General features: G+C 60.9%; 19 protein-coding genes. 9 read left to right on the forward strand and 10 right to left on the reverse strand.

Going from position 1 to position 17464, the window contains the following annotated elements:
- Positions 1–10: 10 nt before the first annotated feature.
- On the reverse strand, positions 11–958 hold the full coding sequence (locus tag QD461_RS13625; protein WP_414088245.1) for a choline ABC transporter substrate-binding protein: 948 nt from the start codon (positions 956–958) through the stop codon (positions 11–13).
- A gap of 99 nt (positions 959–1057) precedes the next feature.
- Between QD461_RS13625 and QD461_RS13630 the strand changes: the two genes are divergently transcribed.
- Positions 1058–1990, forward strand: a complete 933-nt coding sequence (locus QD461_RS13630; protein WP_414088246.1) for a choline sulfate utilization transcriptional regulator — start codon at positions 1058–1060, stop codon at positions 1988–1990.
- Here QD461_RS13630 and otsA read toward each other — a convergent pair.
- Together otsA and otsB are read right to left on the reverse strand one after the other, a co-directional pair.
- Positions 1968–3344, reverse strand: a complete 1377-nt coding sequence (gene otsA, locus QD461_RS13635) for an alpha,alpha-trehalose-phosphate synthase (UDP-forming) (RefSeq protein ID WP_414088247.1) — start codon at positions 3342–3344, stop codon at positions 1968–1970. The two genes, QD461_RS13630 and otsA, sit on opposite strands and share 23 nt — an antisense overlap.
- A gap of 112 nt (positions 3345–3456) precedes the next feature.
- Positions 3457–4251, reverse strand: a complete 795-nt coding sequence (gene otsB / locus QD461_RS13640) for a trehalose-phosphatase (protein WP_414088248.1) — start codon at positions 4249–4251, stop codon at positions 3457–3459.
- 548 nt (positions 4252–4799) lie between these two features.
- Here otsB and QD461_RS13645 point away from each other — a divergent pair.
- Positions 4800–5615, forward strand: coding sequence for a class II glutamine amidotransferase (locus QD461_RS13645; protein ID WP_414088249.1), 816 nt, complete (start codon positions 4800–4802; stop codon positions 5613–5615).
- Here the strand turns inward: QD461_RS13645 and coaBC are convergent.
- Positions 5602–6813 (reverse strand): bifunctional phosphopantothenoylcysteine decarboxylase/phosphopantothenate--cysteine ligase CoaBC, encoded by a 1212-nt coding sequence (gene coaBC / locus QD461_RS13650; protein ID WP_414088306.1) that lies wholly within the window; start codon positions 6811–6813, stop codon positions 5602–5604. The two genes, QD461_RS13645 and coaBC, sit on opposite strands and share 14 nt — an antisense overlap.
- Positions 6814–7049: 236 nt before the next feature.
- Here coaBC and QD461_RS13655 point away from each other — a divergent pair, with 236 nt between their 5' ends.
- Positions 7050–7496, forward strand: coding sequence for an ester cyclase (locus tag QD461_RS13655; RefSeq protein ID WP_414088307.1), 447 nt, complete (start codon positions 7050–7052; stop codon positions 7494–7496).
- A 160-nt stretch (positions 7497–7656) separates the two neighbouring features.
- Here QD461_RS13655 and QD461_RS13660 read toward each other — a convergent pair whose 3' ends face one another.
- Complete coding sequence (locus QD461_RS13660; protein ID WP_414088250.1) at positions 7657–8421, reverse strand: SDR family oxidoreductase; 765 nt, start codon at positions 8419–8421, stop codon at positions 7657–7659.
- A gap of 119 nt (positions 8422–8540) precedes the next feature.
- Here QD461_RS13660 and QD461_RS13665 point away from each other — a divergent pair, with 119 nt between their 5' ends.
- A complete protein-coding gene (locus tag QD461_RS13665) occupies positions 8541–9497 on the forward strand; it encodes a LysR family transcriptional regulator (RefSeq protein WP_414088251.1) in 957 nt (318 codons plus the stop codon).
- 7 nt (positions 9498–9504) lie between these two features.
- Here QD461_RS13665 and QD461_RS13670 read toward each other — a convergent pair whose 3' ends face one another.
- Positions 9505–10380: a LysR family transcriptional regulator gene (locus QD461_RS13670; RefSeq protein WP_414088252.1), complete on the reverse strand. Its 876-nt coding sequence runs from the start codon at positions 10378–10380 to the stop codon at positions 9505–9507.
- Positions 10381–10478: 98 nt separating this feature from the next.
- On the opposite strand from QD461_RS13670, the gene QD461_RS13675 reads away from it, so the two are divergent.
- The 5 genes from QD461_RS13675 to QD461_RS13695 all read left to right on the forward strand — a co-directional run bounded on the left by QD461_RS13675 (position 10479) and on the right by QD461_RS13695 (position 13508).
- Positions 10479–11762 (forward strand): MFS transporter, encoded by a 1284-nt coding sequence (locus QD461_RS13675; RefSeq protein WP_414088253.1) that lies wholly within the window; start codon positions 10479–10481, stop codon positions 11760–11762.
- A gap of 13 nt (positions 11763–11775) precedes the next feature.
- A complete protein-coding gene (locus QD461_RS13680; RefSeq protein WP_414088254.1) occupies positions 11776–12162 on the forward strand; it encodes a VOC family protein in 387 nt (128 codons plus the stop codon).
- Between the two features lie 125 nt (positions 12163–12287).
- Entirely contained in the window at positions 12288–12629 is a 342-nt protein-coding gene (locus QD461_RS13685; RefSeq protein WP_184706398.1) for an ArsR/SmtB family transcription factor, read from the forward strand.
- Positions 12613–13098: an SRPBCC family protein gene (locus tag QD461_RS13690; protein WP_414088255.1), complete on the forward strand. Its 486-nt coding sequence runs from the start codon at positions 12613–12615 to the stop codon at positions 13096–13098. Before QD461_RS13685 ends, QD461_RS13690 begins: the two co-directional genes overlap by 17 nt.
- Positions 13099–13103: 5 nt before the next feature.
- Complete coding sequence (locus tag QD461_RS13695; RefSeq protein WP_414088256.1) at positions 13104–13508, forward strand: GFA family protein; 405 nt, start codon at positions 13104–13106, stop codon at positions 13506–13508.
- Positions 13509–13516: 8 nt separating this feature from the next.
- Here the strand turns inward: QD461_RS13695 and QD461_RS13700 are convergent, their stop codons facing one another.
- From QD461_RS13700 to QD461_RS13715, 4 genes are all read right to left on the reverse strand, one after another.
- Entirely contained in the window at positions 13517–14185 is a 669-nt protein-coding gene (locus tag QD461_RS13700; protein WP_414088257.1) for a spermidine synthase, read from the reverse strand.
- 125 nt (positions 14186–14310) lie between these two features.
- Positions 14311–15972 (reverse strand): urocanate hydratase, encoded by a 1662-nt coding sequence (locus tag QD461_RS13705; protein ID WP_414088258.1) that lies wholly within the window; start codon positions 15970–15972, stop codon positions 14311–14313.
- A 42-nt stretch (positions 15973–16014) separates the two neighbouring features.
- Positions 16015–16344 (reverse strand): TfoX/Sxy family protein, encoded by a 330-nt coding sequence (locus tag QD461_RS13710; protein WP_414088259.1) that lies wholly within the window; start codon positions 16342–16344, stop codon positions 16015–16017.
- 18 nt (positions 16345–16362) lie between these two features.
- Positions 16363–17463, reverse strand: a complete 1101-nt coding sequence (locus QD461_RS13715; RefSeq protein ID WP_414088260.1) for a DUF917 domain-containing protein — start codon at positions 17461–17463, stop codon at positions 16363–16365.
- Position 17464: the final 1 nt, after the last annotated feature.

Below are 17464 nucleotides of genomic sequence, written 5' to 3' on the forward strand. Positions count from 1 at the left end.
TTCCTTGAGATCAGAGGCCGATGGCGGCTTTGACGGTATCGAGGCCGGGTTTGCCGTCAATAGTGGTGACGCCGGCAAGCCAGAGCGTCAAGGCGTCCGGATGTGCCTTCAGCCAGGCGGTCGCCGCGTCCTTGGCGCTCTCGCCACCGAGGATCGATCCCATCAGTGAATTTTCCATGCCGATGTCGAAGATCAGGTTATGGAAGAGCTTGGCGGCGTTCGGGCATTGCGCCGACCAGCCGGCGCGCGCCAGCGTATAGACCTCGGCGCCGCCGTAGTTTGCGCCGAAATAGGCATCGCCGCCAGAGAGATAGGCGATCTTGAACCGTTCGTTCATGGGATGCGGCGCCCAAGCTAGGAAGACGATCGCCTGTTTCTCCTTTGAGGCGCGTTCCACCTGCGATAGCATTGCCTGCTCGCTCGATTCCACCAACTCCCAGCCTTTCAGGCCGAAGTCGTTGGCGTCGATCATCTTCTGGATATTGGCGTTGGCGGGCGCACCCGGCTCGATGCCATAGATCTTGTGGCCGAAATCGTCGCCGTGCTTCTGCAGATCTGTGAAGTCCTTGATCCCCTTGTCGGCAGCATAGGTCGGCACGGCCAGAGTGAACTTCGCGCCTTGGAGATTGCGGTTCAGCACTTCAACGGCCTTCGCCTTGTTGAGATCGTCAACGAAAGCCTTTTGTGCCGGCATCCAGTTGCCGAGAAAGACGTCGATCTTGCCCGTCTTCATCGCCTGATAGCCGATCGGCACGGAAAGCGTCTTGATGTCGGGCTCGTAGCCGAGTGCGGTCAACAATACGCCGGTTACGCCGTTGGTCGAGGTGATGTCGGTCCAGCCCGGGTCCGAGAGATGGATCGTCTTGCAGCTATCGTCATCGGCCCGGGCAATGCCGGCGAAGGAGAGGACGGAAAGAAGAGCGCCGGCGGTCAGCCGACCCATTGCAGACATGCGCATGACGAAAGCTCCCTCTTGTTATTGGATTATTTTATTGAACATCACTAGAGTTCTTGCTGTGAAGCCGGCATTTTTCGATGGATGCCAAAAGGAAATTTTATGACTGAACGTTTGGTCGATCTTGGCTGGCTGCGGATATTCATGGAAGTGGGGCGATCGGGCAGTCTCTCTGCCGCGGCCTCCGCGCTTGGCCTCACGCAGCCCGCCGTTAGCTATCAGATCCGCCGCATCGAAGGGCAGATGGGCGTCGCCCTGTTTCGGCGCCAGCATCGCGGCGTCGAGCTTTCGCCGGAGGGCCAGCGCCTGTTTGGGATCGTCGAGAAAGCAGTCGGTGGCGTCGATGGTCTGGTGCGCAGCTTCCGCGTCGAGGCAGAGCGACCGTCCGTCCGCTTGCGCACCGATTACGCCTTTTCCGCTCTTTGGCTGATACCCCGCATGCATGCCTTCAGGCTTCTCCATCCGGAGGTGGATATCCAGATCGTCGCCACGCAGCGGCTTGATCGCGGCGCTCCGGAAAGTGGCGATATTGCCGTCTTCTTCGGCACGCGCGATGAGTTCGGCGCGGCTGCCACGCTGCTACTGCCTGAGAAAGTCGTACCAATCTGCACCAGGGGTTTTGCGGAGCGTCACGGCCCCTTTGCCGATCCCGCGCAGCTGGCGCGCGCCACGCTAGTCCATCTCGATTCCGAAACGCCGTCGCCCTGGTTTGATTGGGAAAGCTATCTCTCCTCCTTCGGTATCGTCCGGGACGCCTATGCCGGCCAAGGCGACCTGCGCTTCAATACCTATTCGCTGGTGGTGCAGGCCGCTCTCAGCGAGCAGGGGGTGGCGATCGGCTGGATGGGTCTCGTCGATACGTTGCTCGCGGCGCGCACTTTGGTCACTGCCGGTCCGATGCTGGAGGCGCCGGCGCGCGGCTACTGGCTGCTGCCTTCAGCCGCGCCGAGTCCGCATGCCGAGCGTTTGGCAGAGTGGCTGCTGGCGGAAGCCGCTGCCGAGCAATCCTCATCTATTCCGCCGTCAGGTCGTTGAGAAACGTCTCGCACCAATGCGATACGTCGTTCTCCAGAAGGTGATCCATCATACCGCGCCAGCGTTCCCGCCGCTCCTGCAGTGGCATGTTGACGGCACGCGCCAGCGCATTGGCTGTACCGTCGACGTCGTAAGGATTGACCAGCAAGGCGCCCTTGAGCTCGCGCGCAGCACCCGCAAAGCGCGATAACACCAGCACGCCGGGATCTTCCGGATCTTGAGCGGCGACGTATTCCTTGGCGACAAGGTTCATGCCGTCGCGCAACGGCGTCACCAGGCCTACCTTCGCGAGCCGGTAGAGGCCGGCCAGGATCGGGCGACTGATCGAGCGGTTGATGTAGCGGATGGGCACCCAGTCGACCGTGCCGATCGCGCCATTCACCCGGCCGGCCTGTTCGGCAACGGCATGCTGCATTGCCTCGTATTCCGGCACTTCGGAGCGCGACTTCGGGGTGATCTGCAGATAGGTGATGCTGCGCTGGTGCGCCGGATTGTTGGTGATGAAGCGTTCGAAGGCGTCGATGCGCTGCGTGATGCCCTTGGAATAATCTAGCCGGTCGACGCCGAGGATGAGGTCGCGCCCTTCGATGCTCTTCCGTACCTTCTGCACCATGCTGTGCGAAGCGGCCTTGCGGGCGAAGACGGCAAAGCCTGCCGTTTCGATACCGATCGAATAGGCGCCGCCGCGAAAATCATGGCCATGCGCGCTGAAATGGCCGGGGCTCTTCTCTATGCCCATGCTTTCGCGCTTCAGGCAGCCCGCGAAATTTTCAAGGTCGTAGGCCGTCTGAAAGCCAAGCAGGTCGTAAGAGGAAAGGCCGCGCATGATCTCCTCATGCACCGGCATGGCCAGTACGACGTCGGCCGGCGGCCAGGGAATATGCAGGAAGAAACCGATGCGGTTCTTCAGGCCCATCTGCCGCAGCTCAGCCGCAAGCGGAATGAGATGATAGTCATGGACCCAGATGATGTCGTCCGGCTCGATGAACGGCGCCAGCCGATGGGCAAAGAAGCGGTTGACGCGGAAATAGCCGGTCATTTCCTTGCGGGCATATTCCGCAAGATCGAGCCGGTAGTGGCAGATGGGCCAGAGCACGCGGTTGGCAAAGCCCTGATAATATTCTTCGACATCCTTTTGCGTCAGATCCGTCAGGGCATAGGTGATATTGCCATCCTGCGTCATCTGCAGCGGCTCGGGCTCGACGTCGCCGCTCGATTGTCCGGACCAGCCCATCCAGATGCCGCCGCGCTCGGCAAGCGCAGCCTGCAGCGCCACCGCCAGACCGCCGGCGGCCGCAGCACCCTTGTGATCGGGCACGGAAACACGATTGGAAACGATGACAAGACGACTCAACGAATTCTTCCTTTCGAGAAGACCAAAGCAACTCGGGGAAAGCGCGCAGCGCGTTTCCCGTTCGCAGTTGCGGTAAAATTAAAGGCTGGAGGGCGTCGAAGGGGGCGACGGATTACTTGACGAGAGTTTCCAGCACATCTCTTAAACGCGCCGGGGAGCCAATGGATGCACGGGCCAGCGTTTTTCCATTGGCTTCGCCAATGCGCACGGACTGGCCGCCGAGACGGTTTGCCGCAGCAAACATCGTTTCGTCGGTCACGTCATCGCCGATGGTGATCGGCCGTCGTCCTTCGAAAGGCGCTTCGGCCAGAAATGCCTCGACGGCATGCCCTTTGCTCGCATGAGCGGGGCAGATCTCGATCACCTTCTTGCCGTGCTGAATGCTCCAGTCGGGGCCGGCTTCGTCCAGATGGCGCCGCATGGCTTCGCCGATCTCGACCTCGCTTGCGGGCGCGTGCCGGAAATGAACCGCGACAGCCGCTCCCTTGTCTTCGACGATGGCGCCGGGCCAGGCCAGAGCTTCTCGCTGGATGACCTGTTTCATTTCCTGGAAGGCGGGCGGAATATGCGCGCGCCGCAGCCTTCCGGCGGCATCGCGCCGTTCCGCACCGTGAAGACCGGCAACGGGAAAGCGGAAGGGAGCGAAGAGAGGATCGACAAATTCGATGGCGCGGCCCGTTACCAGTGCCAGTGCGCCGCCAAGCTGGCGCGAGAGCGCATGGAGCATACCGGGCAGATAGTCCGGAACGACGATCGCTTCCGGCGTTTCGGCAAGGTCGAGCAAGGTTCCGTCGATATCGAGGAACAAGGCCCAATCCTGCGGATACAATGAGAGTGCGGTAAGAGCCGGCTCTTTCAGCGGCCTCGGTTCGGCTTCGCCCTCGTTGAGCTGTTCCTGAGAAGACATGCAGGGTTAGCTAAGGCGCTCATACCATTTGACAAGGCAAAAAACGAAAAGCTGAAAATCAAAAGGGGTCGCCTTAAGCGACCCCCCATGAGCTTTGGCCCGTAACTGGCCTGAAGCGAAGACCGCTTCGGGAAGGTGTTGATCAGAGCGAGGGCTGCCTCGCAACGTTCACGACCATTTCCATGCCGTATACCAAGACCGAAATCCCACTAGACATTGGATCACCTTCCTTTCGTTACGTTTCAGACCAGTGAAAGGTAGCTCAAATTCCAGCTGATGCAAGAGGCACCGTCCCAGAGAACTTCAAACTTATTATCGTTTTGAAATGTCCGGTCGCGCGAAATCTCGAGCAAAACTCGGCGGCGGCGGGGTTCACGAAGAAAGCATGTCGGTGACAAACGTGATGGGACGAAGCGTCAAATATCCGTCATCTTGCGCGTACGGCATGGAAAATTAAAGCTTTATTACCCATTTCGAATAAATAATCGTCCAAGATTTGCCATTCTCCCGCGGGACAGGAAGACAGCGGGAATCGGAGTAAGAGACGCATGTGTCGTTGGGCAGCCTATCGTGGAGACCCCCTCTATCTGGAGGAGCTGGTGTCTTCGCCTGCCCACTCCCTGATCGAACAATCCCATTGCGCCACGCGCGCTAAGACGGCGACCAATGGCGATGGTTTCGGCATCGCCTGGTACGGCGACCGGCCGGAGCCGGGCCGTTATCGCGATATCCTGCCCGCCTGGTCCGATTGCAATCTGAAAAGCCTGGCGCGGCAGATCCGCTCGCCGCTCTTCCTCGCCCATGTCCGCGCCGCTACCGGCGGCGGCACGCGGCGCGACAATTGCCATCCCTTCGTCTTCGAGAACTGGTCGTTCCAGCACAATGGCCAGATTTCGAATTTCGATCGCCTGCGTCGGCCGATGGAAGCCATGCTCGACGACCGGCTGTTCCATGCCCGCAGTGGCACGACCGACTCCGAGCTTCTTTTCCTGCTGGCCATACAGTTCGGCATGGCGGTCAATCCGATCGCGGCGATGGCCGAAGCCATCGGCTTCGTCGAAGGCCTCTCTCTGCATCTGACAGGCTCGGTGCTGGTACGGTTCACGTCAGCATTTTCCGATGGCAGGTCGCTCTATGCCATACGCTACGCGACCGACCGCAAGGCGCCGACCCTTTATGCCTCGCCGGTCGGGTCAGGCAATTGCCTCGTGTCGGAACCGCTGAACGACGACGTCGATGCGTGGCGCGAAATTCCCGATGGCAGCGCCGTGATGATCGACGATACCGGCGTGCATGTTAGCCCATTCCAGCCGGAAGAGCGCGCCGCCGATGAGGCCCGGACGCCAGCCGCTATCTCTGCGTGATCTTCTCGGCGATCATGGCAGCAAGCCGTGTCGCCACCTCATCCTTATCGAGATCGGGCCATTGCTCCACGCCAGCATGGCTGATGATCTTCACGCGGTTTCGCGTGCCTCCCATGATGCCGGTTGCCGGTGAGACGTCGTTGGCGACGATAAAGTCGGCACCCTTGCGTTCCAGCTTTGCGCGGGCATTGCTTTCGACATCCTGCGTTTCGGCGGCAAAGCCGATGACGAGCTTCGGCCGTTGGGTGTGGTGGCCGACCGTTTTCAATATATCCGGGTTCTCGGTGAGCGCCAAAGTCGGGATCGACTCGCCCGGATGCTTCTTGATCTTCTGATCCGAAGCGGAGGCGACCCGCCAGTCGGCGACGGCAGCGACCATCACGGCAATATCGGCGGGAAGGGCTGCCAGCACCGCATCGCGCATCTCGTCAGCTCGCTCGACATGCACGACCTTGAGGCCGGCCGGATCGGGTATCGTCACCGGGCCGGAGACGAGGGTAACATCGGCACCAAGCGCCGCAAGGGCTGCCGCAATGGCATGACCCTGCCGCCCTGAGGAGCGGTTGGCGATGTAGCGCACAGGGTCGATCGGCTCATGCGTCGGCCCGGAGGTGACGATCACATTCTTGCCCGCAAGCGGCTTGGCGCCATTATCCAGTCGCATCTCCACTGCAGCGACGATATCGAGCGGCTCTGCCATCCGGCCGGCGCCGGCTTCTCCGCTTTCCGCCATCTCGCCGGTCATCGGCCCGATAAAGGCGATGCCGTCGCCTCGCAGCGTCTCGACATTCCGCCTGGTCGCCGGATGCGCCCACATCTTCGGGTTCATGGCGGGAGCGGCAAGGACCGGCCGGTCCGTGGCAAGCAATATGGTCGAGGCAAGATCGTCCGCCAGCCCGTTTGCCATCTTGGCGAGTAGATCGGCGGTTGCCGGGGCGATCAGCACGAGGTCGCAGTCGCGCGCCAGTCTGATATGGCCGACATCCTGCTCGTCCTGGCGCGAAAACAGATCGGTGAAGACATGGTCGGCCGCAAGCGCACCGACGGCGAGCGGCGTGATGAACTGTTGCGCGCCCGATGTCATGACGGGCCGCACGCTCGCGCCACGCTCGCGCAGCCGGCGGATGAGGTCGAGGCTCTTATAGGCCGCGATACCGCCGGAGATGATAAGAAGGATGCGCTTTCCTGCGAGAACCATGCCCGAACCCATCGCCTGTTCTTTTGCACATAAGCCTAAGCCTTTGGCGGATAATAGGCAATCGCCGCGTGCCTCGCGGCATCGATACCCCTGTGCGTGCAGCGCGGGCGAGCGGGCGCTTTCGTGTGGGCAAGCCGGGTGATCACATCGACATCAACTACTTGTCATTTGCGGGAGCCTCTCGGCTCGACAACATTGAACAGGTTAACGATCAAAGGAGTCTCGCCTTGAAACTGATGAAAGTCGCAATGATCGCCCTGCCAATCATGGCCGCCGCCATGCCGGCCTTTGCCGAGCGTGCCTATTCGCCGCAAGAGCTGAAGAACAAGGAGATCATTCTCGATTTCTACCAGAAGGCGCTGAACGACAAGGACTTCGATGGCGCTTCCAAGTATCTCGGCAAATACATCCAGCATAATCCGATGGCCGCCGATGGCCCGGAAGGGCTGCGCGGCTTCATCGATTATCTGAAGAAGGACTATCCGCAGTCGAAGAGCGAGATCAAGCGCGTGATGGCCGACGGCGATTATGTGATCCTGCGCGTCCATGCGGTTCGTCAGCCTGGCGACCGCGGCAGCGCCATCGTCGATATCTTCCGCCTTGAAGACAACAAGATCCAGGAACATTGGGATTCGGTACAGCCTATCCCTGAGACGTCGAAGAACAAGAATACGATGTTCTAAGCGGACGAGCCGCAAGGGATGTAGATTCTGCTGCGCGTCCTTATCCGTTCAAAGCAGTTCAACGACATGACCCCGCAACCAATTCATGCTGTGCGGGATCACGTTCGCGTTCCGAAGCCGCCGATGCTGGCAACGACAATCGAACCGTGAAAAGCGGCGATCAGGTACGCGTGATCGAGAGGCCGCCGTCGATGAGCGAAGCCGTTCCACTAACGAAGCTTGCGTCATCGGAGGCGAGGTACAGAACCGAGCGCGCAATCTCTTCGGGGCGGGCGACGCGCTTCAGCGCATGCAGGTTGGTTATGAAAGCCTGCTTGTCGGACGTGTCGTTCATTTCGCGATACATGTCGGTATCAACAGCGCCCGGCAGTATGGCATTGACGCGCACATTCTGCGGACCAAATTCAGCGGCCAGCGTCTGCGTCAAGCCGATCAGGCCGGACTTGCTGGCGGCATAGGCGGCGACGCCCGGGAAACTGACGGTATGGCCGACAAAGGTCGACGTGAAAATCACGGAGCCGCCGCCGTGCTTGATCATCTCGCCTATCTGGTGCTTGGCGGCTAGGAACGATGCGGTGAGGTTGATCGCCAGCGCATCGGCAAAGCCAGCTTCAGAAACCTCGGTGCTGGGACCGGCTTCGCCGAGCGTACCGGCATTGTTGAAGGCGACATCGAGCTTGCTGTAGCGCTCGAGTGCAAGGGCAACCAGTGCCCTGTGGTAGTCTTCCGAGCGTACATCCCCGGCCAGTACGGCTGCTTCGCCGCCGGCAGCTTTGATCTCGGCGGCGAGGCTTTCCAATTCTGAGGTGCGGCGAGCGCCGACGACAACCTTGGCGCCTTCGGCGGCGAAGAGCTTTGCGGTGACGCGGCCAATGCCGGAACTGGCGCCGGTAACGATTGCGACTTTTCCATTCAAGCGGTTCATTGTTCCATCTCCTGTGTGAGGACGTGTCTTTCGGTTTGTCCGATACGAGGAAGATGGTCTTTTCTCATCGTTCGGATTAGTCTGCAGATCATGGAATTCGAATTCGGAATTGCCGAACGATGTTGAAGATCGACGGGATCGTGACGTTCGTGACTGTAGCCGAGGCTGGCTCGATCAGCGAGGCGGCGCGACGCTTGCGCCTGTCGAAATCCGTGGTCAGCGAGCGCCTGTCGGAAATGGAGAAGGCGTTGGGGGCAACCCTCCTTCATCGCACGACCCGCAAGCTGACCCTGACAGAGGATGGCGCTGCCTTTCTGCAGCGTGCGACGCGCATCGCGCAGGAGGTTCGCGAAGCGGCCGCAGATCTCGCCGAGCGGCGCGGCACGCTGATGGGACCGCTGCGCATCGCCGCGCCCGTCACCTTCGGCCGCATGCATCTTGGCCCGGCTCTCTATCCGTTTTTGGCAGAGCATCCGGAGATTGAGTTGACGCTCGATCTCGACGACCGCCGGGTCGATGCCGCATCGGATGGCTATGATGCGATCATACGCCATGGCCTGATTGCCGACTCGCGCCTCGTTGCATGGAAGCTCGCCCGCAGCCGCCGCCTTCTGGTGGCCTCGTCGGATTATCTCGGCCGCCACGGCAATCCCACGTCCTTATCGGAACTCGAGGATCATCGCGGCATTTTCTACACCAATCGTGGTGTGGCTGACTGGCGTTTCCAGGGGCTGGATGGTGCTGTCGTCATCCGCGGGAAGCTCGCATTGGGTGTCAACAACGGCGATGTCCTTCACGATGCAGCCCTTGCCGGGCTCGGCATCGCCTTGCTGCCGGCCTTCATTGCAGGGCCTTCGGTGAGGGAAGGTCGGCTTGTCGAGATCGATGTCGGCTATCGGCCGGAGCCGGAATTCATCTTCATGGCTCATCCCGAAGGCCGCAATCCCTCGACAAAGCTTCGCGCGATTGCCGACCATCTGAAGAAGGCATTCGGCGAGCCACCCTATTGGGAACTGGAGCAACCCCAGCAAAAAGATGAGGCGGTTTCGCGTCGGGAATTGCTGGAGAGCAAATAGTTGCCGACTAGGCAATCAGGCTCATAAGATTGGCGATGACGGGTGATCGTTGCGCCTTGAGGCTGGCAAGCCCCAAGCGCGCCACAACCGGTGGCCCATCGATCGGCCGATAGGTGACACCGTCGAGCCTGATTTGCGCGACGGACGCCGGGACGATGGAAACGCCGAGATTGGCAGCAACGAGGTTGATGACGGAGGGGATCTGCGGCGCCTCCTGCGTCACCACAAGCTCGAAGCCCGCTTCGCGGCAAGCTGCAACGATATCGTCGTAGAGGCTGAGCCCCACCGTGCGCGGGAAGAGAATGAAGGGCTCTCCCGCCAAGGCGCTGATCGGGACGCGCTCCTTCCTTGCCAGCGGATGATGAGCCGGAAGCGCAATCAGCATCGACTCGTCGGCAAAACGCTTCAGCCGCACGTCACGCGGGTCTTCTAAGCCGGGACGAATGAAGGCAGCATCGATCTCGCCGCGCATCAACCGCTCCATCAGTGCCTTGCTATTCATTTCCGTCAGTGACAGCCGCACCTCGGGCCAGTGGCCTCGAAATTCGCGAATGGTCGCCGTTACGATGGTGTTGAAGGCGGAAGAAGCGGTGAAGCCCAGCGAAAGACGGCCGATTTCACCGCGATTGGCGCGCTGGGCGGCGAGCTTTGCCTTTTCCGCCGCATCGACGGCCAGTTTTGCCTCGGCAAGAAAAGCTTCTCCAGCCGCTGTAAGCTCCGCGCCGTGGGGTACGCGGTGGAACAGTTGCGCTCCGACCTCGTTTTCCAAGTCCCGTATCTGCTGGCTGAGCGGCGGCTGCCCGATGCCGAGAGTGGCGGCGGCGCGGGTAAAGTTCCCGGCTTCCGCAAGCGCCAGGAAATAGCGAATATGACGCAGCTCCAATGCTATCTCCAAAAGCTATTGAGATCGCCTGTTCCATATATTGGACTAATGGAGCCGACCTGACTAGATTTGTGGGCAAGAAAGATCAGGTGCCCATCATGTTCCGCGCCGCAAGCAATCAGCAAACCACTGCCTCCGAAGTTCCGCCCCGCCCCGAATTGACGCTCGTCAAAAACGAACCGCCAAGCGAGCCCCGTCAGTTCCTCACGCGCGGCACGCCCGCTTTTCGCCGCGCGACGGTCGCCCTGTTTCTTTCCGGTTTTGCCACCTTCTCGCTGCTTTATTGCGTGCAACCGCTGATGCCGATCTTCTCTCAGGATTTCGGCGTCACGCCGGCCGCAAGCTCCCTGTCTCTGTCGCTTTCGACCGGCTTCCTGGCCTTTGCGATCTTCGGTGCGGCTGCCGTTTCGGAGAGCCTCGGCCGCCGCAGCCTGATGTTCATCTCGCTGCTGGGTGCGGCGATCTGTACGATCGTCTGCGCGGTGTCGCCGAGCTGGCATATGCTGCTTGTCGTTCGCGCGCTTGAGGGCTTTCTACTGGGCGGCGTACCGGCAGTCGCCATGACCTATCTCGCTGAAGAGATCGAGCCGCGCGGCCTTGGCGGCGCCATGGGCCTCTATATCGCCGGCAACGCTTTCGGCGGCATGGCTGGCCGCGTCGTAACGGGCACGATCGCCGAATATCTGAGCTGGCGGCCAGCGCTGGCAACCGTCGGCATTCTCGGCCTGACGGCTGCCGTCGGCTTCCTCTATCTGCTGCCGCCGTCGCGCAACTTTACGCCGCGCAAGGGTTTCGACGCCGCCTTCCACGTGAAGGCCTGGGGAGGTCACTTCGGCAATGCGGCTCTGCCTCTACTCTTTGCCATCGGCTTCCTGGTGATGGGCTCCTTCGTCACGGTCTATAACTATGCCGGCTTCCGCCTCGTTGCCGCTCCCTATAACCTCAGCCAGACCGAACTAGGCCTGATCTTCACCGCCTATCTCTTCGGCATCGTCGCCTCCTGGGCTGCGGGTCTGCTCGGAGACCGCATCGGCCATTTCGTCGTGCTGCCGATTGGCGTGCTGATTGCGGCACTCGGTGCAGCGGTGACGCTTTCCAGCTCCCTGCCGCTGATCATTCTCGGCATTGTTCTGGTGACGATCGGCTTCTTTGTGACCCATTCCGTTGCCAGCGCACTGGTCGGGCGGCTGGCACGCAGCTTCAAGGGGCATGCCTCCTCGCTCTATCTGCTCGCCTATTATCTGGGCTCCAGCATCGCCGGTTCGGTCGGCGGCTATTTCTGGCTTGCAGATGGCTGGAATGCCGTGGTTGCCTTCATCCTCTTCATGCTGGCACTATGTCTCATCAGTGCCCTTGCAGTCGCCAGACTGGCGCGTCGTTGAAACCGGAGCCGCTATGATCCTCATGGACCATCTCGATCACCTGGTGCTCACGGTGGAGAGCATCGATGCGAGCTGCGATTTCTACGCCCGCGTTCTCGGCATGGGTGTCGAAACCTTCGGGGAAGGCCGCAAGGCTCTCACCTTCGGCAATCAGAAGATCAATCTGCACCGTGCCGGCCATGAGTTCGAGCCCAAGGCCGATCGGCCGACGCCGGGTTCTGCCGATCTCTGCTTCATCAGCCACACGCCGCTGGATGACGTCGTCGCTCATCTCGAGACAGAGGGCGTCGCGATCGCGGAAGGCCCCGTTCGTCGCACCGGCGCCACCGGCCCTATTCTCTCGGTCTACTTCCGCGATCCGGACAACAATCTGATCGAAGTGTCCAACAACCTTTCCTGAGATCACATAAACGCATCGTCAGGCGTTTCCTCGCGGACCGGTCTCCGAATGTGGCCGCTTGACTTCCGAAAACTCAGCTTGTATTAAACCTATAAGTTAATTAACTTTATGGTTTAGTGAATCGTATGGACACATTGAGCGCTACCCTTTCGGCTCTAGCCGATCCAACCCGCCGGGCAATCCTGGCGCGGTTGGCAAGCGGCGAGGCATCCGTCTCCGAACTGGCCGAACCTTTCGACATGTCGCTTGTCGCCGTTTCCAAGCATCTGAAGGTGCTGGAGAAGGCTGGGTTGATTTCGAAGGGCAGAGAAGCGCAGTGGCGTCCCTGCCGGCTGGAACCTAAGCCGCTCCGGCAGGTGGACGACTGGCTGGAGAGTTACCGGCAGTTCTGGAACGACAATCTCGATCGTCTGGAAGCCTATGCAACGCTATTGCAACAAGGAGAGGTGGATGAACCAAGCAAATAACGATCGCAGCATGCGTATGCCGCGCGAGATCGTGCTGACCCGCGACATTGCAGCGCGACGTGCGTTGCTGTTTCGCCTTTGGACGGAGCCGGAGCATCTGATGCGCTGGTGGGGTCCGCAGAACATGACGGCGCCCTCCGTTTCCGTCGATCTGCGGGCAGGCGGCGCCTGGCGGCACTGCATTCTGACACCGGAAGGCACGGAATATTGGAGCCATGGACGCTATCTGGAGATCTCCCCGCCCGAGCGCCTGGTCTTTTCCTTCGCCTGGGAAAACCAGGAGGGCAGGGCCGAGCATCCGATGCAGGTCACCGTGGAATTTCACGAGCTTGGCGAGAAGAAGACGCACCTCGTCTTCCGCAAGGTCGAGCTGCCCGACGATACAGAACTGAAGCTGCAGACCGGCGGTTGGGTGCAAGCCCTCGATAAATATGCCGCCTATGCGGAAGCAATCTCAAGGGAAGGATGAGAGTAATGAAGAAGACCTATCATGGAAGCTGCCATTGCGGCGCCGTCAGCTATGAAGCCGATCTCGACCTGCAGGCTGGCACCTTCAAATGCAATTGTTCGATCTGCAAGAAGAAGCGCAATTGGCTGACTGTCGCCACGCCTGCCGATTTCCGTCTGACCTCGGGTGAAGGCAATATCGGAGAATATCAGTTCGGGCCGCGCATCTTGCATCATCTCTTCTGCAAGACTTGCGGCATCAGCTCTTTCAACCAGGGTGAAAATCCCGCACTCGGCGGCAAGTTCTATGCGATCAGCATCAGTTGCTTGGACGATACCACCGACGAGGAACTTGCCTCGCTTCCCGTGGGATATTTCGATGGTCGCGATGATCGCTTCGATCGGGCGCCGGAGGAAACGCGTTATCTTTAACGCGAGGCTTAGCCTTTGGTGGCGAGCCAGATCACGTGCCGCGCGCCCGTCTTGCCATTGGCGCGCGTATTGACCACCTCGGCGGTAAAGCCGGTGTCACGCAGGCGCTTTGTAAAACGCTCGTCAGGTCCCGAAGACCAGACCGCGAGCACGCCGCCGGAGCGCAGCGCATCGCGCGCTGCCTTGAGGCCCTGATAGTCGTAGAGCCCGTCATTGGCCTCTGACGTAATGCCATCGGGACCATTATCGACATCGAGCAGGATGGCATCGTAGGCCGCCTTGCGGGTACGGATGAGTGGACGCACGTCAGCCTCATGAATGACCACGCGCGGATCGTCGAGGCAGCCGTCGAAGATCGCCGCCATCGGCCCACGTGCCCAGGTCACAACAGCCGGCACCAACTCCGCGACCGTGACCTTCGCGTCCGCACCGAGTTCACCGAGAGCCGCGCGCAAGGTAAAGCCCATGCCCAGGCCGCCGATCAGCATATGCGGCGTCTTCCGGCTCTTGATTCTTTCGCAGGAAAGCGTGGCAAGCGCGCGCTCGGAGCCGCTCAGGCGACTGTTCATCAGCTCGTTGGTGCCGAGCATGATGGAAAATTCCTGGCCGCGCTGCTTCAGGCGTAGCTCGCCGCCACCAGGGATTTTCGCAGTGTCGAGCAGGGTCCAGGGGATCACGGGCAATTCTCCAAAACAATTCCAGGAAAAGTGTGTAGCGGTTTTCCGTCCGGAATTGCGTGTAGACAGGTCGTTTCGAACTGCCCGGGACCATAATCTCTAGACGCTGGTAAGAACAGACGCGCTTATCCCAAACGGATATAGGGCACATCCTTTTTCGCAACTTCGTCCAGGGCCTCCTCATAGCCGGCGTCGGCATAGCGCATGACGCCGAGTGCGGTGTCGTTGGTAAGCGCATGGTCGAGCCGTTCATCGGCTGCAGCCGTGCCGTCGGCAACCACGGTAACGCCGCAGCTCGTCATGTAGCCGGCATAACCGCCGCCGCCGGAATGGATGACGACGAGATCGGCCATCGACGAGCAGAGCATCATGGCGTCGATCAGCGGCCAGTCGGCAATGGCGTCGGAGCCGTCTTTCATGCCTTCGGTCATGATGTTCGGATGCGCCATGGCGCCGGCGTCGAGATGGTCGCGCGAGAAAGCGATCGGACCCTTCAGCTCGCCGCTTGCTACAAGCTCGTTAACGCGGCGGGCAAGGGCCGTGCGCTCGCCATGGCCGAGCCAGGCAATGCGTGCCGGCAGGCCTTCGAACGGCACATGCTCGCGGGCAAGCTTGATCCAATTGGTGATGATTTTGTTGTCGGGAAACATTTCCAGCAGCAGATCGTCGATGCGGGCGATATCGCTTTCCTCGCCCGACAGTGCCATCCAGCGGAACGGGCCGATGGCGCGGCAGAAGAGCGGCCGCAGATAGGCTTCGGTGAAGATCGGGATATCGAAGGCGTTCGCTACGCCGCCTTCCTTCGCCTGGGTGCGGATCAGATTGCCGTTGTCGAAGACTTCGGAGCCCTTTTTCTGGAAGTCCAGCATGGCCTTCACATGCTCGACGATCGATGCGCGGCTTGCCGCCATCAGCTGGCCCTGGCCGTCATCGCGCAGGTCTTTGACTTGGGCGAGGCTCATGCCCTTCGGCACGTAGCCATAGACGAGATCGTGCGCCGAGGTCTGGTCGGTGACGATATCAGGCACGATGCCGCGACGTGCAATCTCCGGATAGATTTCGGCCGCATTGCCGACAAGGCCGACCGACAGCGCACGCTTCTCCTTGACGGCGGCGTCGATCATCGCCAGAGCGGAATCGAGATCAGGCGCGATCTCCTGCAGATAGCCGATTTCCTGGCGCTTTCTTGCACGCTCGGCATCAATATCGACGCAAAGAATGGCAGCACCCGCCATGCGGCCGGCGAGCGGCTGCGCGCCGCCCATGCCGCCAAGGCCGGCTGTCAGCACGAAACGGCCGAAGAGATCGCCGCCGAAGCGGCGTTCGGCGATACGCATAAAGATTTCGTAGGTGCCCTGGATCACTCCCTGGCTGCCGATATATTGCCAGGCGCCGGCTGTAAGCCCGCCCCAGCAGATCAGGCCCTTGCGCTGCAGTTCGTAGAAGACTTCTGCCTTCGCCCACTGCCCGACAATGTTGCAGTTCGCCATGATGACGAGCGGCGCCTTGTCATGCGTGCGGATCAGGCCGATCGGCTTGCCGGACTGGATGAGCAGCGTCTGGTTCTCATCCATTTCGGTCAGCGCCTTGACTATGCCCTTATGCGCCGCCCAGTTGCGGGCAGCCTTTCCGAGAGCGGCATAGACGACGAGATTGTCGGGATCTTCGCCGACCGACAGCACATTTTCGAGCAGGCGCAGCAATGCCTCCTGCCGCCAGCCCTTGGCGCGCAGCTCCGGGCCGCCCGGAATCGGGAATTTCGGATGACGTGGATTGGCTTTCGGCATGGAATTCCCTTCCCTGATATGATCTTTTGTGTCGGCTGCCAGCTACTTCGGCGGCAGGCCTTCGACGAAGTCCAGCGCGGCCAGAAGCAGCCGCTTGCGCAGCATGTCGTTGCCATAAGCTTCCGGCCCGGCGCGCACCCAGCCCTGCATTGTCCGGCCGCCCATCTGCATGCGGTTGACGTCGTGCTGCTGAACCGCCCAGCTATCGTTGCCCTTGCCGAGGCGGATCAGCATCCCGTCTCCGCGCGCGCCGCACAGCAGATGGCCGTTGAGCAGAAAGGCCCAGCCGCCGAACATTCCCTTTTCGCTAAGCCCGGGCCGTGGTCCGAGCTCTTCTCTCAGCAATTCTTCGAGACCTGCGTCACGCGCCATCTGCGCCTCCCGCGCTCTTCAGCCTTTCTTGCCGGCCAGGGCGTATTTGGCGATCTCGATCCCCATAGCCTTCTCGACGGAAGGATAGACCGTGGGGTCGAGCACGCTGGCAGACAGTGGAATGATGTCCATCGGCACATGCAGGATGAAGACCTTCATGCCCTCGTGCAGCTGGCCGACGCTCAAGGGCTCGCCTTCCGGAGACAGCGTGGTGATGACGGAGGGGAAGGTCGCGAGACGCTTGCCGCCGGTATCTTCGACAGCCATGTACTCGTTCATGACGTGCATGATGACGGCCTTGTCGCCGCTGCCGACCGTGACGGTGCCGATGTCGAAGGCTTCCTTCGTGTAGACGACGTTCTTCTTCGTGATCGTGCCTTCGGCCAAGATATGACCACCAGTCGTCTTGCAGATGGCGTCGATGATGGCGCTCCCGCCCTTCTTTTCCGCCTCGATGATCGCTTCGCCGAGCGAAAGCGCCATGGAGATGCCGCCGAGTGCTGCATGCGTGCGGACATAGGAAGCCCGCAGCGGATTGCGGCAGGAGGCGATGAAGCCGCCGGATTGGTCGGATGCAGCGCGCAGGATTGGCGAAATCTTCGCCGTTGCGCCCTTCACGACTAGCTCGATATAGCGGTTTTCGGCGCGGTTGCCGCCGACGGCGGTCTGGATCATCTGCTCGGGCGAACCGGCCATACCGATCGAGCCCATATCACCAGTCGGATGGGCGCGGATGTCGCCGACCGCATCCACCACCTTCGTTCCGAGGATCGCCGATGGCAGCCAGCCGTTCAGCGTCGAGGACTTGCCGTTCTGGCCGATGATCAGGCCGGAGAGCTTTTCGCCAAGCTCATCCTGCAGCAGCTGGGCTGCTTTCACGTAGTCGATGCCCTGCATTTCCCAGGGGGTCGTAGAGGCCGGTGCGCCGATGGCTGCTGCCGTCGCGATCCAGTCGTCGTCGTTCAATTCGTCGATCGACACCAGCTCCGGCTTACCGACATTGACGGCCGCATAGCCGAGCATGCGGCCATGATCGGCCCAGCCGCCACCGCCTGCGGCGTAAACGGAGCCGCCCTTGACGGCCGCTTCCACATCCTTGGCAACGAGTACGCGTCCCATT

The organism is Rhizobium sp. BR 314, from assembly GCF_047445805.1.
Taxonomy (GTDB): domain Bacteria; phylum Pseudomonadota; class Alphaproteobacteria; order Rhizobiales; family Rhizobiaceae; genus Rhizobium; species Rhizobium lusitanum_B.

What these genes read in the sequence shown, in the direction of transcription:
- QD461_RS13625 (WP_414088245.1), bottom strand. Translation starts at nt 958, where the DNA reads ATGCGCATGTCTGCAATGGGTCGGCTGACCGCCGGCGCTCTTCTTTCC.
- QD461_RS13630 (WP_414088246.1), top strand. Translation starts at nt 1,058, where the DNA reads ATGACTGAACGTTTGGTCGATCTTGGCTGGCTGCGGATATTCATGGAA.
- otsB (WP_414088248.1), bottom strand. Translation starts at nt 4,251, where the DNA reads ATGTCTTCTCAGGAACAGCTCAACGAGGGCGAAGCCGAACCGAGGCCG.
- QD461_RS13645 (WP_414088249.1), top strand. Translation starts at nt 4,800, where the DNA reads ATGTGTCGTTGGGCAGCCTATCGTGGAGACCCCCTCTATCTGGAGGAG.
- coaBC (WP_414088306.1), bottom strand. Translation starts at nt 6,813, where the DNA reads ATGGTTCTCGCAGGAAAGCGCATCCTTCTTATCATCTCCGGCGGTATC.
- QD461_RS13655 (WP_414088307.1), top strand. Translation starts at nt 7,050, where the DNA reads ATGAAAGTCGCAATGATCGCCCTGCCAATCATGGCCGCCGCCATGCCG.
- QD461_RS13660 (WP_414088250.1), bottom strand. Translation starts at nt 8,421, where the DNA reads ATGAACCGCTTGAATGGAAAAGTCGCAATCGTTACCGGCGCCAGTTCC.
- QD461_RS13665 (WP_414088251.1), top strand. Translation starts at nt 8,541, where the DNA reads ATGTTGAAGATCGACGGGATCGTGACGTTCGTGACTGTAGCCGAGGCT.
- QD461_RS13675 (WP_414088253.1), top strand. Translation starts at nt 10,479, where the DNA reads ATGTTCCGCGCCGCAAGCAATCAGCAAACCACTGCCTCCGAAGTTCCG.
- QD461_RS13680 (WP_414088254.1), top strand. Translation starts at nt 11,776, where the DNA reads ATGATCCTCATGGACCATCTCGATCACCTGGTGCTCACGGTGGAGAGC.
- QD461_RS13685 (WP_184706398.1), top strand. Translation starts at nt 12,288, where the DNA reads ATGGACACATTGAGCGCTACCCTTTCGGCTCTAGCCGATCCAACCCGC.
- QD461_RS13690 (WP_414088255.1), top strand. Translation starts at nt 12,613, where the DNA reads ATGAACCAAGCAAATAACGATCGCAGCATGCGTATGCCGCGCGAGATC.
- QD461_RS13695 (WP_414088256.1), top strand. Translation starts at nt 13,104, where the DNA reads ATGAAGAAGACCTATCATGGAAGCTGCCATTGCGGCGCCGTCAGCTAT.
- QD461_RS13705 (WP_414088258.1), bottom strand. Translation starts at nt 15,972, where the DNA reads ATGCCGAAAGCCAATCCACGTCATCCGAAATTCCCGATTCCGGGCGGC.
- QD461_RS13710 (WP_414088259.1), bottom strand. Translation starts at nt 16,344, where the DNA reads ATGGCGCGTGACGCAGGTCTCGAAGAATTGCTGAGAGAAGAGCTCGGA.
- QD461_RS13715 (WP_414088260.1), bottom strand. Translation starts at nt 17,463, where the DNA reads ATGGGACGCGTACTCGTTGCCAAGGATGTGGAAGCGGCCGTCAAGGGC.